Annotated in this window: 11 protein-coding genes and 1 pseudogene; 5 read left to right on the top strand and 7 right to left on the bottom strand. The window is 74.2% G+C overall.

What is annotated here, in order from left to right:
- Window positions 1-41 precede the first annotated feature (41 nt).
- The 4 genes from speB (at window position 42) to OG937_27745 (ending at window position 8,172) form a co-directional block, all read left to right on the top strand.
- Window positions 42-1,004, top strand: coding sequence for an agmatinase (gene speB, locus OG937_27730; GenBank protein WUD75213.1), 963 nt, complete (start codon window positions 42-44; stop codon window positions 1,002-1,004).
- A complete protein-coding gene (locus OG937_27735; protein WUD75214.1) occupies window positions 1,001-2,608 on the top strand; it encodes a thiamine pyrophosphate-binding protein in 1,608 nt (535 codons plus the stop codon). Before speB ends, OG937_27735 begins: the two co-directional genes overlap by 4 nt.
- Before the next feature lie 241 nt (window positions 2,609-2,849).
- Window positions 2,850-6,626 carry an ABC transporter ATP-binding protein/permease gene (locus OG937_27740; protein ID WUD78905.1) on the top strand — a complete coding sequence of 1,259 codons (3,777 nt, stop codon included), beginning with the start codon at window positions 2,850-2,852 and terminating at the stop codon, window positions 6,624-6,626.
- 136 nt (window positions 6,627-6,762) lie between these two features.
- Window positions 6,763-8,172, top strand: a complete 1,410-nt coding sequence (locus OG937_27745) for an aminopeptidase (protein WUD75215.1) — start codon at window positions 6,763-6,765, stop codon at window positions 8,170-8,172.
- Window positions 8,173-8,179: 7 nt separating this feature from the next.
- On the opposite strand, the gene OG937_27750 is transcribed toward OG937_27745, so the two are convergent.
- The 4 genes from OG937_27750 to OG937_27765 all read right to left on the bottom strand — a co-directional run bounded on the left by OG937_27750 (window position 8,180) and on the right by OG937_27765 (window position 12,734).
- Window positions 8,180-8,800 carry a hypothetical protein gene (locus tag OG937_27750; GenBank protein ID WUD75216.1) on the bottom strand — a complete coding sequence of 207 codons (621 nt, stop codon included), beginning with the start codon at window positions 8,798-8,800 and terminating at the stop codon, window positions 8,180-8,182.
- A 101-nt stretch (window positions 8,801-8,901) separates the two neighbouring features.
- On the bottom strand, window positions 8,902-10,695 hold the full coding sequence (locus OG937_27755) for a glycoside hydrolase family 3 protein (protein ID WUD75217.1): 1,794 nt from the start codon (window positions 10,693-10,695) through the stop codon (window positions 8,902-8,904).
- A 79-nt stretch (window positions 10,696-10,774) separates the two neighbouring features.
- Entirely contained in the window at window positions 10,775-11,767 is a 993-nt protein-coding gene (locus OG937_27760; GenBank protein WUD75218.1) for a hypothetical protein, read from the bottom strand.
- A 61-nt stretch (window positions 11,768-11,828) separates the two neighbouring features.
- On the bottom strand, window positions 11,829-12,734 hold the full coding sequence (locus tag OG937_27765; protein WUD75219.1) for a LysR family transcriptional regulator: 906 nt from the start codon (window positions 12,732-12,734) through the stop codon (window positions 11,829-11,831).
- A 111-nt stretch (window positions 12,735-12,845) separates the two neighbouring features.
- Here OG937_27765 and OG937_27770 point away from each other — a divergent pair.
- Window positions 12,846-13,673 (top strand): annotated as a pseudogene (locus tag OG937_27770) (EamA family transporter).
- Window positions 13,674-13,713: 40 nt separating this feature from the next.
- Here OG937_27770 and OG937_27775 read toward each other — a convergent pair.
- From OG937_27775 to OG937_27785, 3 genes are all read right to left on the bottom strand, one after another.
- On the bottom strand, window positions 13,714-14,511 hold the full coding sequence (locus tag OG937_27775) for a sugar phosphate isomerase/epimerase (GenBank protein WUD75220.1): 798 nt from the start codon (window positions 14,509-14,511) through the stop codon (window positions 13,714-13,716).
- A gap of 10 nt (window positions 14,512-14,521) precedes the next feature.
- Window positions 14,522-15,433 carry a helix-turn-helix domain-containing GNAT family N-acetyltransferase gene (locus tag OG937_27780; protein ID WUD75221.1) on the bottom strand — a complete coding sequence of 304 codons (912 nt, stop codon included), beginning with the start codon at window positions 15,431-15,433 and terminating at the stop codon, window positions 14,522-14,524.
- 105 nt (window positions 15,434-15,538) lie between these two features.
- Window positions 15,539-16,645 (bottom strand): LacI family transcriptional regulator, encoded by a 1,107-nt coding sequence (locus OG937_27785; GenBank protein WUD75222.1) that lies wholly within the window; start codon window positions 16,643-16,645, stop codon window positions 15,539-15,541.
- Window positions 16,646-16,648: the final 3 nt, after the last annotated feature.

Genomic DNA, 16,648 nt, shown 5'->3' on the forward strand with positions numbered 1-16,648 from the left:
GAGCAGAGCGCAACGAAGCGCATGAAAGAAGGCAGTTACCCATGAGCAGCACCGAACCGCGCGGCCCCATCGACTCCTCCCGCACCCCGCGGTACGCCGGTCCCGCCACGTTCGCGCGGCTCCCGCGCCTCGACGAGGTCGGCACCACCGACGTCGCCGTGGTCGGCGTGCCCTTCGACGCGGGCGTCTCCTACCGCCCCGGCGCCCGCTTCGGCGGCAACGCGATCCGCGAGGCCTCCCGTCTGCTGCGCCCGTACAACCCGGCGCAGGACGCCTCGCCCTTCGCGCTCGCCCAGGTCGCGGACGCCGGTGACATCGCCGCCAACCCGTTCAACATCAACGAGGCCGTCGAGTCCATCCAGGCCGCCGCCGACGACCTGCTCGACACCGGCGCCCGCCTGATGACCCTCGGCGGCGACCACACCATCTCGCTGCCCCTGCTGCGCGCCATGGCCCGCAAGCACGGCCCGGTCGCCCTGCTCCACTTCGACGCCCACCTCGACACCTGGGACACCTACTTCGGGGCCGAGTACACCCACGGCACCCCGTTCCGGCGGGCCGTGGAGGAAGGCGTCCTCGACACCTCCGCGCTCTCCCACGTCGGCACCCGCGGCCCGCTGTACGGCAAGCAGGACCTCACCGACGACGAGAAGATGGGCTTCGGCATCGTCACCTCCGCCGACGTCTACCGGCGCGGCGCCGACGAGGTCGCCCAGCAGCTGCGCGAGCGCATCGGCGACCGCCCGCTGTACATCTCCATCGACATCGACGTCCTCGACCCGGCCCACGCCCCCGGCACCGGCACCCCCGAGGCCGGCGGCATCACCTCCCGCGAGCTGCTGGAGATCCTGCGGGGCCTGGCCTCCTGCCACCTGATCTCCGCCGACGTCGTCGAGGTCGCCCCCGCCTACGACCACGCCGAGATCACCAGCGTCGCGGCCTCCCACACCGCGTACGAGCTGACCACGATCATGACCCGGCAGATCGCGGCCGGCCGCGCATGAGCGGGCGCAACGGCGGCGACCTCGTCGTCGAATCCCTGACGGCGCTCGGCGCGACGACGGTCTTCGGCCTGCCCGGGCAGCACGCGCTGGGCGCCTTCGACGCGCTGCGGCGCTCGAAGCTGGACTACCTGGGCCTGCGGGTGGAGAACAACGCGGGCTTCGCCGCGGACGCGTACGCCCGCGTCACGGGCGGCGCCGCGCCGCTGCTGGTCTCCACCGGCCCCGGCGCGCTGATGACGCTCGCCGCGCTGCAGGAGTCGGCCGCCGCCTCGGCGCCGGTCATCGCCATCGGCAGCCAGGTGCCGGTCGCCGGGCTCGGCGGCGGCCGCCACGGCTACCTGCACGAACTCGCCGACCAGAAGGCGTCCTTCCGCGACATCGTCAAGTCGGTGCACACCGTCCGCACCGCGTCCCAGATCCCCTCGGCCCTCGCCGCCGCCTGGGAGTCGGCGCTGACCGCGCCGTACGGGCCGGTGTGGGTGGAGATCCCGCAGGACGTGCTGCTCGCCCCCGTCACGGTGCCGCCGGTCGGGGAGCTGGCGGCCGGGCCCCGGCCGCTGCGCCCTCGCGCCGAGCTGATCGCCGAGGCGGCGGCGCTGCTGTCCCGCGCCGAGCGGCCGGTCGTGCTGGCAGGCGGCGGCGTCGCGCGCTCGGGGGCCGAGGCCGAACTGCGCGCCCTCGCCGAGCGGCTCGACGCCCCGGTCGCCTGCACCTTCGGCGGCAAGGGGGCCTTCCCGTGGGAACACCCGCTGTCGCTGCGGAGCTGGCTGGAGGACCGGTACACCACCGACTTCCTGGAGGAGGCCGACGTCCTGCTGGTCGTCGGCTCCGGGCTGGGCGAGCTCTCCTCGAACTACCACACCTTCCGCCCGCGCGGCCGGGTGATCCAGGTCGAGGCCGACCTCGGCAAGCTGGAGTCCAACCACCCGGCGCTCGGCATCCACGCCGACGCCCGGCTCGCCCTCGGCGCGCTCGCCGCGGCCGTGGACGAGCGCCGCGACGCGGGCGCGCCCGAGGCGGTGGCGGCCCTGCTGGAACGGGTCCGGGAGCGCCTCGACGGCCAGGACCTCGGTCTGGAGCAGCGCGTCCTCGCCGCCGTGCGGGACGCCCTCCCCGAGGACGCCCCCAGCTTCTGGGACATGACGATCCTCGCCTACTGGGCCTGGTCCGCCTGGCCCGGCCCGATGCACTCCGCCCAGGGCGCCGGCGGCCTCGGCTACGGCTTCCCCGCCGCGCTGGGCGCGGCCGCCGCGGACCGCGCCCGGCCCGTGCTGGCCGTGTCGGGCGACGGCGGCGCGATGTACTCCATCGCCGAGCTCGCCACGGCCCGGCAGTACGGCCTGCCCGTCACCTGGCTGATCGTCGACGACGGCGGCTACGGCATCCTGCGCGAGTACATGACGGACGCCTTCGGCGAGGCCACCGGCACCGAGCTGGCCCGGCCGGACTTCGTCGCACTCGCCGGGGCCTTCGGCGTCCCGGCGGTCCGTACGAGCCCCGAGCGGCTCCGGGACGACCTCGCGGACGCCCTCGCGGCGCCCGGCCCCTCCGTGGTCGTGCTCCCCGCGCTGCTGCGGATGTTCGCGCCGACGCACCTGGGGTGAACCGGCGCCCGGTCCCGGCCGAGAGAGGGGGAAACGTTTCGGCGGGCTTTGTCCCGAGACCTCCGACCGAGCGCTGTCGGACCCTGGTCGTAGTTTTGTTGCGGGAGGATGAAATCCGCACTCCAGGGCGTTGTGATCCTCCGGCGAAAAGGACGGGACGGGAGGACACCGGGTGGCGGCGAAGGACGACGAAGCGAAGGCCGGCGAGGCCGTGAGGGCCGAGGGGTGGCTGCGGCGGCTGATGGGGTACTGCTGGCGTTACCGGGGGAACGTGGGCCTCGCGCTCGGTTCCTCCCTCGCCGGCATGGCCGTGATGGCCCTCGTGCCGCTCGTCCCCAAGTTGATCATCGACGACGTCATCGTCAAGCACGACAAGCCGCTCGCCCCCTGGGCGGCCGTGCTGATCGCCGCCGCGGTCGTGGTCTACCTGATGACGTTCCTGCGGCGCTTCTACGGCGGCAGGCTCGCCCTCGACGTGCAGCACGACATGCGCACGGACATGTTCCACTCGCTCACCCGGCTGGACGGCGCGCGCCAGGACGAGCTCAACACCGGCCAGGTCGTCGGCCGGGCCACCAGTGACCTGCAGCTCATCCAGGGCCTGCTCTTCATGGCGCCCATGATGATCGGCAACGTCCTGCTCTTCGTCCTGTCGATCGTCGTGATGTTCGTGCTCTCGCCGATGCTGACCCTGATCGCCCTCGCCGTCGCGCCCGCCCTGTGGTTCCTGGCCGACCGCAGCCGCAAGCGGCTCTTCCCCGCCACCTGGTACGCCCAGGGCCAGGCCGCCGCCGTCGCCGGGATCGTGGACGGCTCGGTGACCGGCGTCCGCGTCGTGAAGGGCTTCGGCCAGGAGCAGCAGGAGATGTCCAAGCTGCGCTCGGTCAGCGAGCGGCTCTTCGCCGGACGGCTGCGCACCATCAGGTTCAACGCGCGCTACGGCCCCGCGCTCCAGGCGGTGCCCTCGCTCGGGCAGGTCGGCATGCTGGCGCTCGGCGGCTGGATGGCCGTGAAGGGCCAGATCACCCTGGGCACCTTCGTCGCGTTCTCGACCTACCTCGCCCAGCTGACCGGCCCGGTGCGCATGCTCACGATGATGCTCACCGTCGGCCAGCAGGCCAGGGCCGGGGTCGAGCGCGTCACCGAGCTCATCGACACCCGGCCCAGCCTGGAGGAGGGCGCCGGGCAGCTGCCCCGCGAGGCCCCGGCCACCGTCGAGTTCGATCACGTCAGCTTCGGCTACGACCGCACCCGTCCCGTGCTGGACGACTTCTCGCTCACCGTCGAGCCCGGCGAGACCGTCGCCGTCGTCGGCGCCTCCGGCAGCGGCAAGTCGACCGTCTCGCTGCTGCTGCCGCGCTTCTACGACGTGACCGGCGGCGCCGTCCGCGTCGGCGGCCGGGACGTGCGCGACCTGACCTTCGACTCCCTGCGCGACGCCATAGGGCTCGTCCCGGAGGACAGCTTCCTGTTCTCCGACACCGTCCGCGCCAACATCGCCTACGGCCACCCCGACGCCACCGACGAGCAGATCCTCACCGCGACCCGGCACGCCCAGGCGGACGAGTTCATCAGCGCCCTGCCCGAGGGGTACGGCACCGTCGTCGGCGAGCAGGGACTGACCCTCTCCGGCGGCCAGCGCCAGCGCGTCGCCCTGGCCCGCGCCATCCTCACCGACCCGCGGCTGCTCGTCCTCGACGACGCGACCTCCGCCGTGGACGCCCGCGTCGAGGCCGAGATCCACGACGCGCTGCGCGAGGTGATGGCGGGCCGCACGACCCTGCTCATCGCCCACCGGCGCTCCACCCTCGCCCTCGCCGACCGGATCGCCGTGCTGGAGGCCGGCCGGCTGGTCGACGTGGGCACCCACGAGGAGCTGGAGGCCCGCTGCCCGCTGTACCGGCGGCTGCTCACCGACCCCGACGAGCTCGGCTCGGACGTCGTCACGCACGACCCCGCGGGCGAGGTCGTGCCGCTGACCGAGTGGCCCGGCGAGGGCGCGATCGCGGCCCCGGCGGCACGTCCCGCCGCCGAGGCGCCCGCGGAGGGCGGCGTGACGGCGGCCCTGTGGCCGCAGGACCGCCGGCACCGAGACGAGGACACCGGGCGGACGCAGTCGGCGCCCTCCCCGGCCGCCACGCGCGGCGGCCCGGGCGGCATGGCCTCGGCCATGGCCGGGATGCCCGCCACCCCCGAGCTGCTCGCGCAGGTGGCGGCGCTGCCCCCGGCCCTGGACACCCCGGACGTCGACGAGGACCGGGCGGCCTCCGTCGAGAAGGACTTCGGCCTGCGCAGTCTGCTGCGCGGCTTCCGTGGCCCCCTGCTGCTCAGCCTGCTGTTCGTCGCCGTCGACGCGCTGGCCGGGCTGCTGCTGCCGGTCCTGATCCGGCACGGCATCGACTCCGGTGTGCGGCAGGCCGCGCTCGGCGCCGTCTGGGCCGCCTCGTTGCTGGGACTCGCCGTGGTCGCCGCGCAGTGGGGCGCGCAGTGGGGCTCCACGCGCCTGACCGGCCGTACCGGCGAGCGCGTGCTCTACACGCTCCGGGTGAAGATCTTCTCCCACCTGCACCGGCTCGGGCTCGACTACTACGAGCGCGAGCTGAGCGGCCGCATCATGACCCGGATGACGACCGACGTCGACGCGCTGTCGACGTTCCTGCAGACCGGACTGGTCACCGCGCTGGTCAGCGTGCTCACCTTCCTCGGCATCCTGGTCGCGCTGCTGGTGATCGACGTCCAGCTGGCGCTGATCGTCTTCGCCACCCTGCCGGTGCTCTTCGTCGCCACCTGGGTCTTCCGCCGCAAGTCCGTGAAGGCCTACGAGCTGGCCCGGGAGCGGGTCAGCGTCGTCAACGCGGACCTGCAGGAGCACGTCGCCGGACTCCGCGTCGTGCAGGCCTTCCGGGGCGAGCGCGGCGGCGCCGAGCGCTTCGCCGACCGCAGCGACGCCTACCGGCAGGCGCGTGTGCGCGGGCAGTGGCTGATCTCGGTGTACTTCCCCTTCGTGCAGCTGCTGTCCAGCGTCGCCGCCGCCCTGGTGCTGATCGTCGGCGCCCACCGGGTCGGCGCGGGCACGCTCACCGCAGGCGCCCTGGTGGCCTACCTGCTCTACATCGACCTGTTCTTCTCGCCCGTGCAGCAGCTCTCCCAGGTCTTCGACGGCTACCAGCAGGCGTCGGTGTCCCTGGGCCGCATCCGCGAACTGCTCCGCACGCCGACCGCCACCCCGCCCGCCGGGTCCCCGCGCAGCGTCGGCCGGCTGCGCGGCGAGATCGCCTTCCGCGACGTGCACTTCCGCTACACCGAGGAGGGCGCCGAGGCGCTGTCCGGGATCGACCTGCGGATCCCCGCGGGCCAGACGGTGGCCTTCGTCGGCGAGACGGGCGCGGGCAAGTCGACCCTGGTCAAGATGGTGGCCCGGTTCTACGACCCGACCTCGGGCGCGGTCCTCGTCGACGGCCAGGACATCCGCGAGCTCGACCTGACCGGCTACCGGCAGCGGCTCGGCGTCGTCCCGCAGGAGGCCTACCTCTTCGAGGGGACGGTCCGCGACGCCATCGCCTACGGGCGGATGGACGCCACCGACGCCGAGGTCGAGGCCGCGGCCCGGGCCGTCGGCGCCCACGACATGATCGCCACGCTGGACGGCGGCTACCTGCACTCGGTCTCCGAGCGGGGCCGCAACCTCTCCGCCGGACAGCGGCAGTTGATCGCCCTGGCCCGCGCCGAGCTGGTCGACCCCGACGTCCTGCTGCTCGACGAGGCGACGGCCGCCCTGGACCTGGCCACCGAGGCCCTGGTCAACCGGGCCGCCGACCGGCTCGCCGTACGCCGCACCACCCTGGTCGTCGCCCACCGGCTGACCACCGCCGCCCGCGCCGACCGGGTCGTCCTCCTCGACCACGGCCGGGTCGTCGAGGACGGCACGCACGAGCAGCTCCTCGCCGCCGACGGCCGCTACGCCGAGCTGTGGCGCACCTTCGTCGGCGAGGACGAGAGCAGCGAGGCCGTCGCCTAGGCCCTCCCTTGGCGCTCCCGCGGCCCGGACCCCCGGTGGTCCGGGCCGCCGCTCTTTGCCCAACGCCCCCTGGCGGCGGACCACTTCCTCCTCATAGGTTCACGGGCGACGCCCGTCGAACCCCGAAGGAGGGGGCATGCGCAACGCGCTCAGATGGCTGCTGGCGCTGGTGTTGCTCATAGGCACCGCCGGCGGTGGAGTCGCCACCGCGACCGCTGACGAGCCGGACATCAAGGACCGCATCCTGGCGATACCCGGGATGAGCCTGATCGAGGAGAAGCCGGTCACCGGATACCGCTTCTTCGTCCTCAACTACACGCAGCCGGTGGACCACCGGCACCCGTCCAAGGGGACGTTCCAGCAGCGGATCACCGTGCTGCACAAGGGGACCGACCGGCCCACCGTCTTCTACACCTCCGGCTACGGTCTCTCCACGACCCCCTCCCGCCGCGAGCCGACGCAGATCGTGGACGGCAACCAGGTCTCCATGGAGTACCGCTTCTTCACCCCGTCCCGTCCCGCCCCCGCCGACTGGTCGAAGCTCGACATCTGGCAGGCCGCCAGCGACCAGCACCGCATCCACCGGGCGCTGAGCCGGATCTACGCCGAGAACTGGCTCGCCACCGGCGCCAGCAAGGGCGGCATGACGGCCACGTACTACCGCCGCTTCTACCCGCACGACATGGCCGGCACCGTCGCCTACGTCGCCCCCAACGACGTGGTCGACGACGAGGACTCCGCCTACACCCGCTTCTTCCGCACCGTCGGCACCGCCGACTGCCGGGCGCGGCTGAACGCCGTGCAGCGCGAGGCACTCGTCCGCCGCGGCGTGATCGTCGCCCGCTACCAGCAGTACGCCGCCGACAACGGGCTGACCTTCACCACCGTCGGCAGCGCGGACAAGGCGTACGAGAACGTGGTGCTGGACCTGGTGTGGGCCTTCTGGCAGTACCACCAGCAGTCGGAATGCGCGGACGTGCCCGCGGCGACCGCCACCACGGACGCCCTCTACTCCTTCGTCGACTCCGTCTCCGGCTTCGACTTCTACACCGACCAGGGCCTGGAGTACTACACGCCGTACTACTACCAGGCGGGCACGCAGCTCGGCGCTCCGACCTTCGCGACCCCGCACCTGAAGGGCCTGCTGCGCTACCCCGGGATCTACCAGCCGCGTTCCTACGTGCCGCGTTCCATCCCGATGCGCTTCCAGCCCCGCGCGATGCACGACGTCGACACCTGGGTGCGCCACCACGCCGAGCGCATGCTCTTCGTCTACGGCCGGAACGACCCGTGGGGAGCCGAACCGTTCCGCCTCTCGCGGGGGGCGCACGACTCGTACGTGATGTGGGCGCCCGGCGCCAACCACGGCGCGGTCATCGGCGCGCTGGGCGCGGCCGACAAGGCGAAGGCCACCGCTGAGGTGCTGGAGTGGGCCGGGGTCGCCCCCGCGGCCGTACGTGCCGACCCTGAGGCGGCCAAGCCGCTGGCGGCCTACGACGCCAAGCTCGACCGGAGCACCGAGGCCGCCGGCCGGCTGCCCTTCTGATCGGGTGTCAGAGCCGGCGGGCGCATCCCACGCCCGCCGGCCCGCCGCCCACCCCGACGTACAGCGCCGTCCCCTGGGGGCAGGACCGGCGGTCGCGGGCCAGCTCCACGACCCGGAACTGCGGGGCGTGCGGCCCCGAACCGTCGCAGGGCGTCTCCTTCACCTGTCCCCTCCGGGAGCCGTAGACGCAGTCGCCCGCGATCGTCCGGGGCCCGCCGCCCCCGCCGGGATCCCCTGGGTGCGGGGCCTTCAGGTTGCGCATGCAGGCGTACCCCTGGAGACGGGCGGCGGTGACGGTGAGCAGGAAGTCCGTGGTCGGCGGGCAGCGGTCGCCGGCCCGCGGGGTGGGCGGGGGAGCGGGCGACGGCGAGGCGGGCAGCAGCCCGTACAGCCGGCCGACGACCCGGGCCCGGGCGCCCGGGCCCGAGCACGCCACCTCCCGGTAGGAGCCCACCGGGTCGCCGGCCGCGCACTCCCCCTGGTCCAGGAAGACCGCGTCGTGCGTGGCGGGTGAGGCGTCCGGGCCGGCGGCGCTGCTGCCCGTGCCGCCCGCGCCCGGCGAGCAGGCGGCGAGCAGCACGGCGACCAGCCATGCCGCACCCAGGAGTTGCCCGGACGACACGCGCATGGCGGCCCCCCCCCACCCGTCCCCCCGGGCGAGTTGCCCGTTTTCGGCAGGATAGGTGGCGTGGCCCGTTCCCGGGAGGGGCCGCCCCGCGCGCGGCGGGTTCAGTACCGCAGGCCCCAGCCGACGGGATAGAGCGTCCGCGCCGGGTCGTCCGCCGCCGGAACGGCCACCGGCAGCTTCCCGCGTGGCCGTACCTTGCCCGCCAGCACCCGTGCGGCCGCCCGCATCGACACGTCCGTCCAGCCGTAGGTGGCCAGCGCGGCGGCCACCCCGTCCAGCCGGGCGACGTCGTAGGGGTTGCGGATCGCGATCTGCACCACCGGCACGCCCGTCGCGACGAGCGCGGCCACCAGCGCGATCTGACCCGTCGACGCACCGGTGACGTTGTACGTGGCCACCACCACGGCGTCCTTGTCCCGCGCGGCGGCCACCGCCTGGTCGATCACGGCCTGGCCCGGCGCGGTCCCGGTCGACAGGACCTGCGCGGTGTGCCCGAGGCCGGCCAGGGCCGCGCCGAGCACCGCGGTGGGCGGCCCGCCGGTGCCCGAGGGCGCGGCAGGGTCGGCGCCGACGACCAGCAGCCGGCGGTGCGCGGGCAGCGGCAGCGCCCCCTGGTTCGCCAGCAGGGTGACGGTGCGTCCGGTGATCCGGTCGGCCTCCGCCAGGTGGCCGCGGGTGCCGACCACCCGGTCCACGCCGCGGTGGGTGACGTACGGGTCGTCGAGCAGCCCGCGCCGCGCCTTGAGCATGAGGACCCGGGTGAGGGACTCGTCGAGACGTTCCTCGGTGAGCTCGCCGGACTTCACGGCGGCCAGGACGCCCTGCCAGGCGGTCTCCAGGACCGGCGGGTTGAGCAGCTGGTCGGCGCCGGCCTTCAGGGCGAGCACCGGGACCCGGTCGTCGCCGTACTTCTGGCGCACGCCCTCCATGCCGAGGGAGTCGGTGACGACCACGCCGTCGTAACCGAGTTCCTCGCGCAGGATGCCGGTGAGGATCGGCCGGGACAGGGTGGCGGGGTCACCGGAGTCGTCGAGGGCGGGCACCAGGATGTGCGCGGTCATGATCGAGTCGATGCCGGCGGCGATCGCCGCGCGGAAGGGCGGGGCGTCCAGACGCCGCCACTCCTCGAGCGAATGCGTGATGATCGGCAGTTCGAAGTGGCTGTCGGTGCCGGTGTCACCGTGACCGGGGAAGTGCTTGGCGGTGGCGACGATCCCGGCCCGCTGGTACCCCTCCACCTGGGCGGCGACGAGCGCGGCGACGGCCTTCGGGTCGGCGCCGAAGGAGCGCACTCCGATGACGGGGTTGGCGGGGTTGACGTTGACGTCGGCGACCGGCGCGTAGTCCTGGGTGATGCCCATCGCCGCCAGTTCGGCCCCGGCGACGGCCGCGGCCGCCCGGGCGTCCGCGGTGCTGCCGCCCGCACCGAGCGCCATCCCGCCGGGGAAGAGCGTGGCGGGGGAGCCGACCCGGGCGACGGCGCCGTGCTCCTGGTCGGTGGAGATCAGCAGGGGGATCCTGGAGGCCCGCTGTATGCCGTTGGACAGGTCGGCGATCTGGTGCGGATCGCGGGTGTTGTGGGCCCACGCGAAGTAGATGATGCCGCCGACGTGGTACTTGGCGATCAGCTCGGCCGCGTTGGAGACCCCGATCTCGGCCTGGTTCGCGGCGACGTCGGCCGGATCGGGGGCGGTGGCCGAATGGCCGTATACGCGCATGACGAAGAGCTGGCCGATCTTCTCCTCGATGCTCATGCGGTCGATGAGCGCACGGACGCGTCTGCGGTCCGTCGCGGCCGCGTTCGCGGTGCCCGGGACGCCGAGGGCGAGGGCGGTGGAGGCGGCCGCGGCGGCACCGAGCACCGTGCGGCGGGACGGATGGGGACTGGAGTGCATGACGGACTCCTTCCGGCAGGAGGTGGGGGGCGTGCTGAAAGAAACCTTCAAGCAGACACGCTTAGCCGGAAAGTTATTGTCAGTCAATGAGTTGGGCACGCGCCGGGACGAGCCGGGACGGCACCGCGAGCACCGCCGCGTAGCGCTGGGTCTGGATGCAGCGGATGGTCTCGTCCCCGGTGGGGGACGCCGACAGTTCCCGCCGGCCGATGGTCAGGACGGCTCCGGTGGGCCGACAGCCCGTCAGCACGAAGCCGAAGCGCCGCTCGTCACCGCGCCGCGGATGCCGTGCCAGTTGCTCGCGCAGCGCGGCGGCCCCCTTGCGGGGCAGACCGGCGAGGAAGGCCTCGAGCTGCCGGGACGAGGTGACCTCGGAGCTGCGGCGGCCGCCGGGTTCCCGGGTGTCCTCGAGACCCCCGAACGCCAGCGTGTTCCCCGGGGCGGGCGGATCGGCCCGCGGGTCCGTCTCCTGCGCGAAGCGCGGCCGCTTCGGCATCCGGTCGCGCGGCACCTCGAACACGACGACCACCTGGTTGGCGACCAGGCACTGGCCCATCGGGGTCTGTGCGAGGCCGAGCACCAGCTGGTCGCCGCTGCGGAAGAGGATCGCGTCCTTCGTGCTGTTGCAGCCGGTGGTGCGGCTCCAGGCGACCAGGACCGAGCGCGAGAAGTCGGTCCGTGCGGCGCGCTGGGCGATGGCGTCGGCGATCTGCGGCGCCGACTTCATGAAGTAGCCGGGGAAACGGCCGAGGTCGCGCTCGTCGTCGAGGACCGTGTGCACCGCGGGCACCCCGCGCGTGGTCTCGGTGAAGTACACGCGCCGGGTGGAGACCGCCCCGTTCACCGGCGGGGACGCCGCGGTGGACGGTGCCGGGTCCGCGGGGGCGGAGGTCGCCGTGCCCGGGCCGGCGGGCGCGGTGGTGATCGCGGAGGGGGCGGGGCCGCCACCGGCGTTGTCGGAGGGGGGTGCACCGGTGGCGGGCTGCTGCCGGCCGCATGCGACGGAGAGGGTCGTCAGTGACGCGGCCAGCAGCGTGACCGACACCGCTTTGCGGAGATTTCCCAGCAGCATGCCGGTTGGACGGGATCGGTACGGAAGCGGTTCCCTGCGGGTGGGTGACATCCGCCCATGGTCAGGCAACGACCCGGGGGTAGTGGACGCGCAACGCCCGAACCGTCTCCGTGATGGCCGGACGTCGTGACGCCCCCGTCCGCCACAAGGCGTACAGCCGCCGCACGGGCGCCGGCTCCAGCGGCACCACGACCACGCCGTCCGGCACCGGCCCGCGCCCCAGCCGCGGCACCAGCGCGATCCCCAGCCCGGCCGCCACCAGCGCCAGTTGCGTCTGGTACTCGGCGACCTGGAACGCCAGGTCCGGCTCGGTGCCCGCCTCCCGCAGGGTCCGCACCAGCCAGTCGTGGCACACGTGTCCGGGCGGCTGGCAGATCCACCGCTGGTCGACGACGTCCTCGCGGACCAGCGCCGCGCGGGCCGCCAGCGGATGCCCGGCGGGGACGAGCACGTCGCAGCGGTCCTCGCCGATCACCACCCGCTCCAGGCCCTCGGGCGCGGGCAGCGGGGCGATGTCCCAGTCGTGCACCACGGCCAGGTCGACGACGCCGCGGGAGACCAGGTCGACCGACAGGTGCGCGCCCTCCTCCACCAGCCGCAGCTCCAGCGACGGGTGGGCGGCCGTCAGCCCGGCCAGCACCTCCGGGAGCAGACCGCGCGCGGCGGTCGGGAAGGCGGCCATGGTCAGCCGCCCGGTGGGGCGGCCGCGCCGTTCCTCCAGCGCCACCTCGGCCCGCTCCACGATCGCCATCAGCTCCTGTGCGGTCTCCGCCAGCAACTGGGCGGCCTCGGTGAGCGCCACGCCGCGGCCCTGCCGCTCCAGGAGCGTCGTACGGGTCTCCCGCTCCAGCTTCGCGATCTGCTGGGACACCGCGGACGCGGTGTAGCCGAGGGCCGTGGCCGCCGCCCCCACCGATCCGTGCACATGTACGGCGTGCAGCGCCCGCAGCCGGGCCAGGTCCAGCATCCGCTCACCTCGTCATCCCGTGCGCCGGAGGCGCACCGTTCAGCAACGCTGAAGCCGACAGTGCAGTAATACTCGCTAGTGCTTAAGAGTACGGTGCCCGATGCTGGAGCGATGCGACCGGTACACCTCGCCCTCGCGGTCCTCGTCGCCGCGGTCTGGGGCGTCAACTTCGTGGTCATCGAGGTCGGGCTGGGCCACTTCCCGCCGCTACTCTTCTGCGCCCTGCGCTTCCTGGTCGCGGCCGTGCCCGCGGTCTTCTTCGTCCGCCGGCCCGGCGTCGCGCTGCGCTGGGTCGTGGCCGTCGGACTCGTCCTCGGCGTCGCCAAGTTCGGCCTGCTCTTCATCGGCATGGACCAGGGCATGCCCGCCGGGCTGTCCTCGTTGGTGCTGCAGGTCCAGGCGGTCTTCACCGCCCTCCTCGCGGTCGCCCTGCTGGGCGAGCGGCCCGGCCGGGCGCGGATCGCGGGCATGGGCGTCGCGTTCGCGGGGATCGGCGTCGCCGCGTACGACGAGGGCACCTCGGGGCCGCTCGGCGCGTTCGTGCTGGTCGTCGCGGCCGCCGCCCTCTGGGGGCTGTCCAACGTCCTCACCCGGCGCGCCGCCCCGCCGGACGCGCTGAGCTGGATGGTCTGGGTCAGCCTCGTCCCGCCGCTGCCGCTGCTCGCCCTCTCCATGGTCTTCGAGGGCCCCGCCGCGGACGCCGCCGCGCTGCGCGGCCTCGACTGGAGCGGCGCCGGCGCGATCGTCTACGTCGCCTGGGTCACCACCGTCCTCGGCTTCGGCGCCTGGGGTTTCCTGCTGCGGACGTACGACGCCTCCGCGGTGGCCCCGTTCTCCCTGCTCGTCCCGGTCTTCGGCATGACCTCGGCGGCCGTGCTGCTGGACGAGGGCGTCGGCCCGCTGCGCTGGGCGGCCGCCGTGCTGCTGGTGGGCGGCGTCGCCGTGACCTCGCTGGGCTCGCTCCGGGCGGGCGCCGGGCTCAGGCCGACTCGCCGAGCAGCCGCAGCAGGTGCGAACGCCCCCGCGACAGCAGCTCCGGCAGCGCCCGGACCTGCGGGTACCAGAGCTTCTCGTACTCCCAGCACAGCCAGCCGTCCCAGCCCGCGCGACTGAGCACCTCCACCGTGCCGGCCAGCGGCAGCGCCCCGTGGCCGAGCGGCAGCGGGGTGGTGTCCTCCGCCGAGGACACGTCCTTGACCTGCACGTAGCCCAGGTAGGGGGCGAGCACCGGATAGGTGTGCTCGGGCTGTTCGCCGCCCAGCCAGGGGTGCATCACGTCCCACAGCGCGCCCGCGTGGTGATGGCCCACCAGACCCAGGATCCGCGCGACGTCCGCGCCGGTCCGGTGCGAGTCGTGGGTCTCCACCAGCACCCGCACGCCCGCGTCCGCCGCCTCCGGGGCCACCGCCGCCAGCCGGCGGGCCGCCCGGGTGTCGGCGGCGTCCCCGTCGTCGTCACCGGCGCCGGGGAACACCCGTACGTAGGGAGCGCCGAGGTCGGCGGCGAGGCGTACGTGGTCGCGCAGGCCGCGCAGCGCCGGAGCGTCCTCACCCGGCGCTGCCACCTGCACGTAGGAGGCGACCGCCAGGACCGCGACACCGGAGCCCCGGAACTCCCCGGCCACATCGGCGCGCTGCCGCTCCGTCAGTCCGCTGTGCACCGGCTCCTCGTGGCCCGCCCGCAGCTCCACGCCGTGGTAACCGTGCTCCGCGGCGAGCCGGACCACGTCCGGCACGGGGAGCCCCGGCACGCCGAGGGTCGAGAACGCGAGCTTCACTTTTCGGACGTTACAGCACCAGCCGCCAGTCCTGCCCGACGAGATCGCGGCCGAAACTGCGGTGCGGCTTCTCCCCGACGAGCTCGAAACCGACCGCCTCGTAGATCCGCCGGGCGGAGACCAGCACGTCGTTCGTCCACAGCACCAGCTCGTGGTGACCGGTCGCGCGGGCGTGCCCGACGCAGGCGTCGACCAGCCGCCGGCCGATGCCGTGGCCCCGGGCGGCCGGGTCCACCAGCAGCAGGCGCAGCCGTGCCGTGCCGGGCTCGTCGGTGCGTACGCAGAAGACGCAGCCGGCGCGTTCGCCGTCCAGTTCGGCGATCCACGCCCGCTCGTGGCCGTCCGCGACGATCCGGGCGACGAGGGTCTCGTACTCGGTGTTCCAGCCGTACTCCTCGGCGTAGACCTCGGCATTGCGCTGGACCACCCAGCCGAGGTCGCCGGGCCGCGGCTCGCGCAGCCGGACCCGTGGCCCGGGAGGCGCCCCCGGCGCGGCGGTACCGCCGAGGACGTCGCGGACGGTGCGCATGGCCTCCGTCAGACGTTCGCGGTCGCGCGGGGCGAGCCCGCCGACTATGGTCGCGACGGCCTCCCGTGACCGGTCCTCCAGGAGCCGGGCGGCCTCCCGGCCGTCGGGGGTCAGTTCCACGCGCTGCCGCCGGGCGTCCCGTGGTGACGGCGCGCGGGTCAGCAGTCCCCGCTCCCCGAAGGCCGCCAGCATCCGGCTGAGCTGCCCGGCGTCCACGGACAGGGCCGTGCGCAGGTCGGCGGCGTCCAGCCCGCCGCCGGCGGCGTGGGCGAGCTCGTACAGGACGCGGGCCTCGGTGAGGGTGTACGGGGTGTGCAGATGGCGGCTGTAGTCGAGCGCGCCGATGAGGTTGGTGTAGAAGCGGTTGAACGCCCGGATCTCCTGGACGGCCACGGCGGGTTCCCCTCGCGGAAATTCTTTGACTGCGTCAAAGGTATCCCTGTGGGGCCGTTCTGGACAGGCGCCGGCGCGCCGGGTGTCCCGGCGGCCCGCGTGCCTCTATGCACCGCTTCGCGGTGCCGCCGTCGAGGCCCGCACCATCAGCTCCGTCCGTACGGTCGCGAGCCCGCCGGGAGGCGGTGCCTGGCGGCCCATGACCAGGCGGCCGGCGCGGGCGCCCGCCTCCTGCAGCGGTATGCGCACCGTCGTGAGCGCGGGCGCGGCGTCCACGCTGAAGGGCAGGTCGTCGAAGCCGGCGACCGAGACGTCCTCGGGGGTGCGCAGCCCGCGCTCGCGCAGTGCCGCGCAGACGCCGAGCGCCACCGTGTCGTTGGCGGCGACGACCGCGGTCAGCCCCGGTTCGCGGCGCAGCAGTTCCAGCGCGGCGTCGTACCCGGAGGAGCGGTCGTAGTAGCCGTGCACGGTGAGGCGGTCGAGGTCGGCGGGGGAGCCCGCGAGCCCGGCCTCGGCCAGGGCGGCACGGTGGCCCTCCAGGCGGTGCCGGGTGGTGCTGCGCTCCGCGGGGCCCGCGACGTAGCCGATGGTGCGGTGGCCGAGGGCCAGCAGGTGCTCGGTGAGGCGCTGCGCGCCGCCGCGGTTGTCGAAGGCGACGGTCATCACGGCGTCCGCGGCGGGGCCGGGCAGTTCGGCGAGTTCCGGCAGGGGCGGGCGGCCGCACAGGACGATCCGGGTGCCGGAGGCGGCGAGCCGGGCGAGGCGGGCGGCGACGGCGGCGCTGTGCCCGGTGCCTTCCACGGCGCCCCCGGTGAGCACCACGCCCGCGGCACGCTGCCGCTCCAGCAGGGTCAGGTAGTTGAGCTCGGCCTCGGGGGAGCCCCCGGTGTTGCAGACCACGGCGAGTTTCCCGGCGCCCGCGGGCAGCCCGGGCGGATGCTCGGTGCCGCCGCTGATCTCGCTCTGCACGGCGCTGGCGATGAGCCCGAAGAAGGGGTCGGCGACGTCGTTGACGAGTACCCCGACCAGGTCGGAGGTGGCGGCGGCCAGCGCGCGGGCGTGCCCGTTCACGACGTAGTCGAGGTCGTCGACGGCCCGCAGGACCCGCTCGCGCGTACTGCCCGCGACCGGGTAGTTGCCGTTCAGGACGCGCGACACGGTTGCGGCGGACACTCCGGCGCGCGCCGCCACGTCGGCCAGGGTCACTGCCATCTT

It is taken from the genome of Streptomyces sp. NBC_00510 (assembly GCA_036013505.1).
GTDB lineage: Bacteria > Actinomycetota > Actinomycetes > Streptomycetales > Streptomycetaceae > Actinacidiphila.

Bases quoted from the DNA above. Each gene is read 5' to 3' on its own strand.
- OG937_27750 (WUD75216.1), bottom strand. From the start codon at position 8,800: ATGCGCGTGTCGTCCGGGCAACTCCTGGGTGCGGCATGGCTGGTCGCC.
- OG937_27740 (WUD78905.1), top strand. From the start codon at position 2,850: ATGGGGTACTGCTGGCGTTACCGGGGGAACGTGGGCCTCGCGCTCGGT.
- OG937_27765 (WUD75219.1), bottom strand. From the start codon at position 12,734: ATGCTGGACCTGGCCCGGCTGCGGGCGCTGCACGCCGTACATGTGCAC.
- OG937_27785 (WUD75222.1), bottom strand. From the start codon at position 16,645: ATGGCAGTGACCCTGGCCGACGTGGCGGCGCGCGCCGGAGTGTCCGCC.
- OG937_27755 (WUD75217.1), bottom strand. From the start codon at position 10,695: ATGCACTCCAGTCCCCATCCGTCCCGCCGCACGGTGCTCGGTGCCGCC.
- speB (WUD75213.1), top strand. From the start codon at position 42: ATGAGCAGCACCGAACCGCGCGGCCCCATCGACTCCTCCCGCACCCCG.
- OG937_27760 (WUD75218.1), bottom strand. From the start codon at position 11,767: ATGCTGCTGGGAAATCTCCGCAAAGCGGTGTCGGTCACGCTGCTGGCC.
- OG937_27745 (WUD75215.1), top strand. From the start codon at position 6,763: ATGCGCAACGCGCTCAGATGGCTGCTGGCGCTGGTGTTGCTCATAGGC.
- OG937_27735 (WUD75214.1), top strand. From the start codon at position 1,001: ATGAGCGGGCGCAACGGCGGCGACCTCGTCGTCGAATCCCTGACGGCG.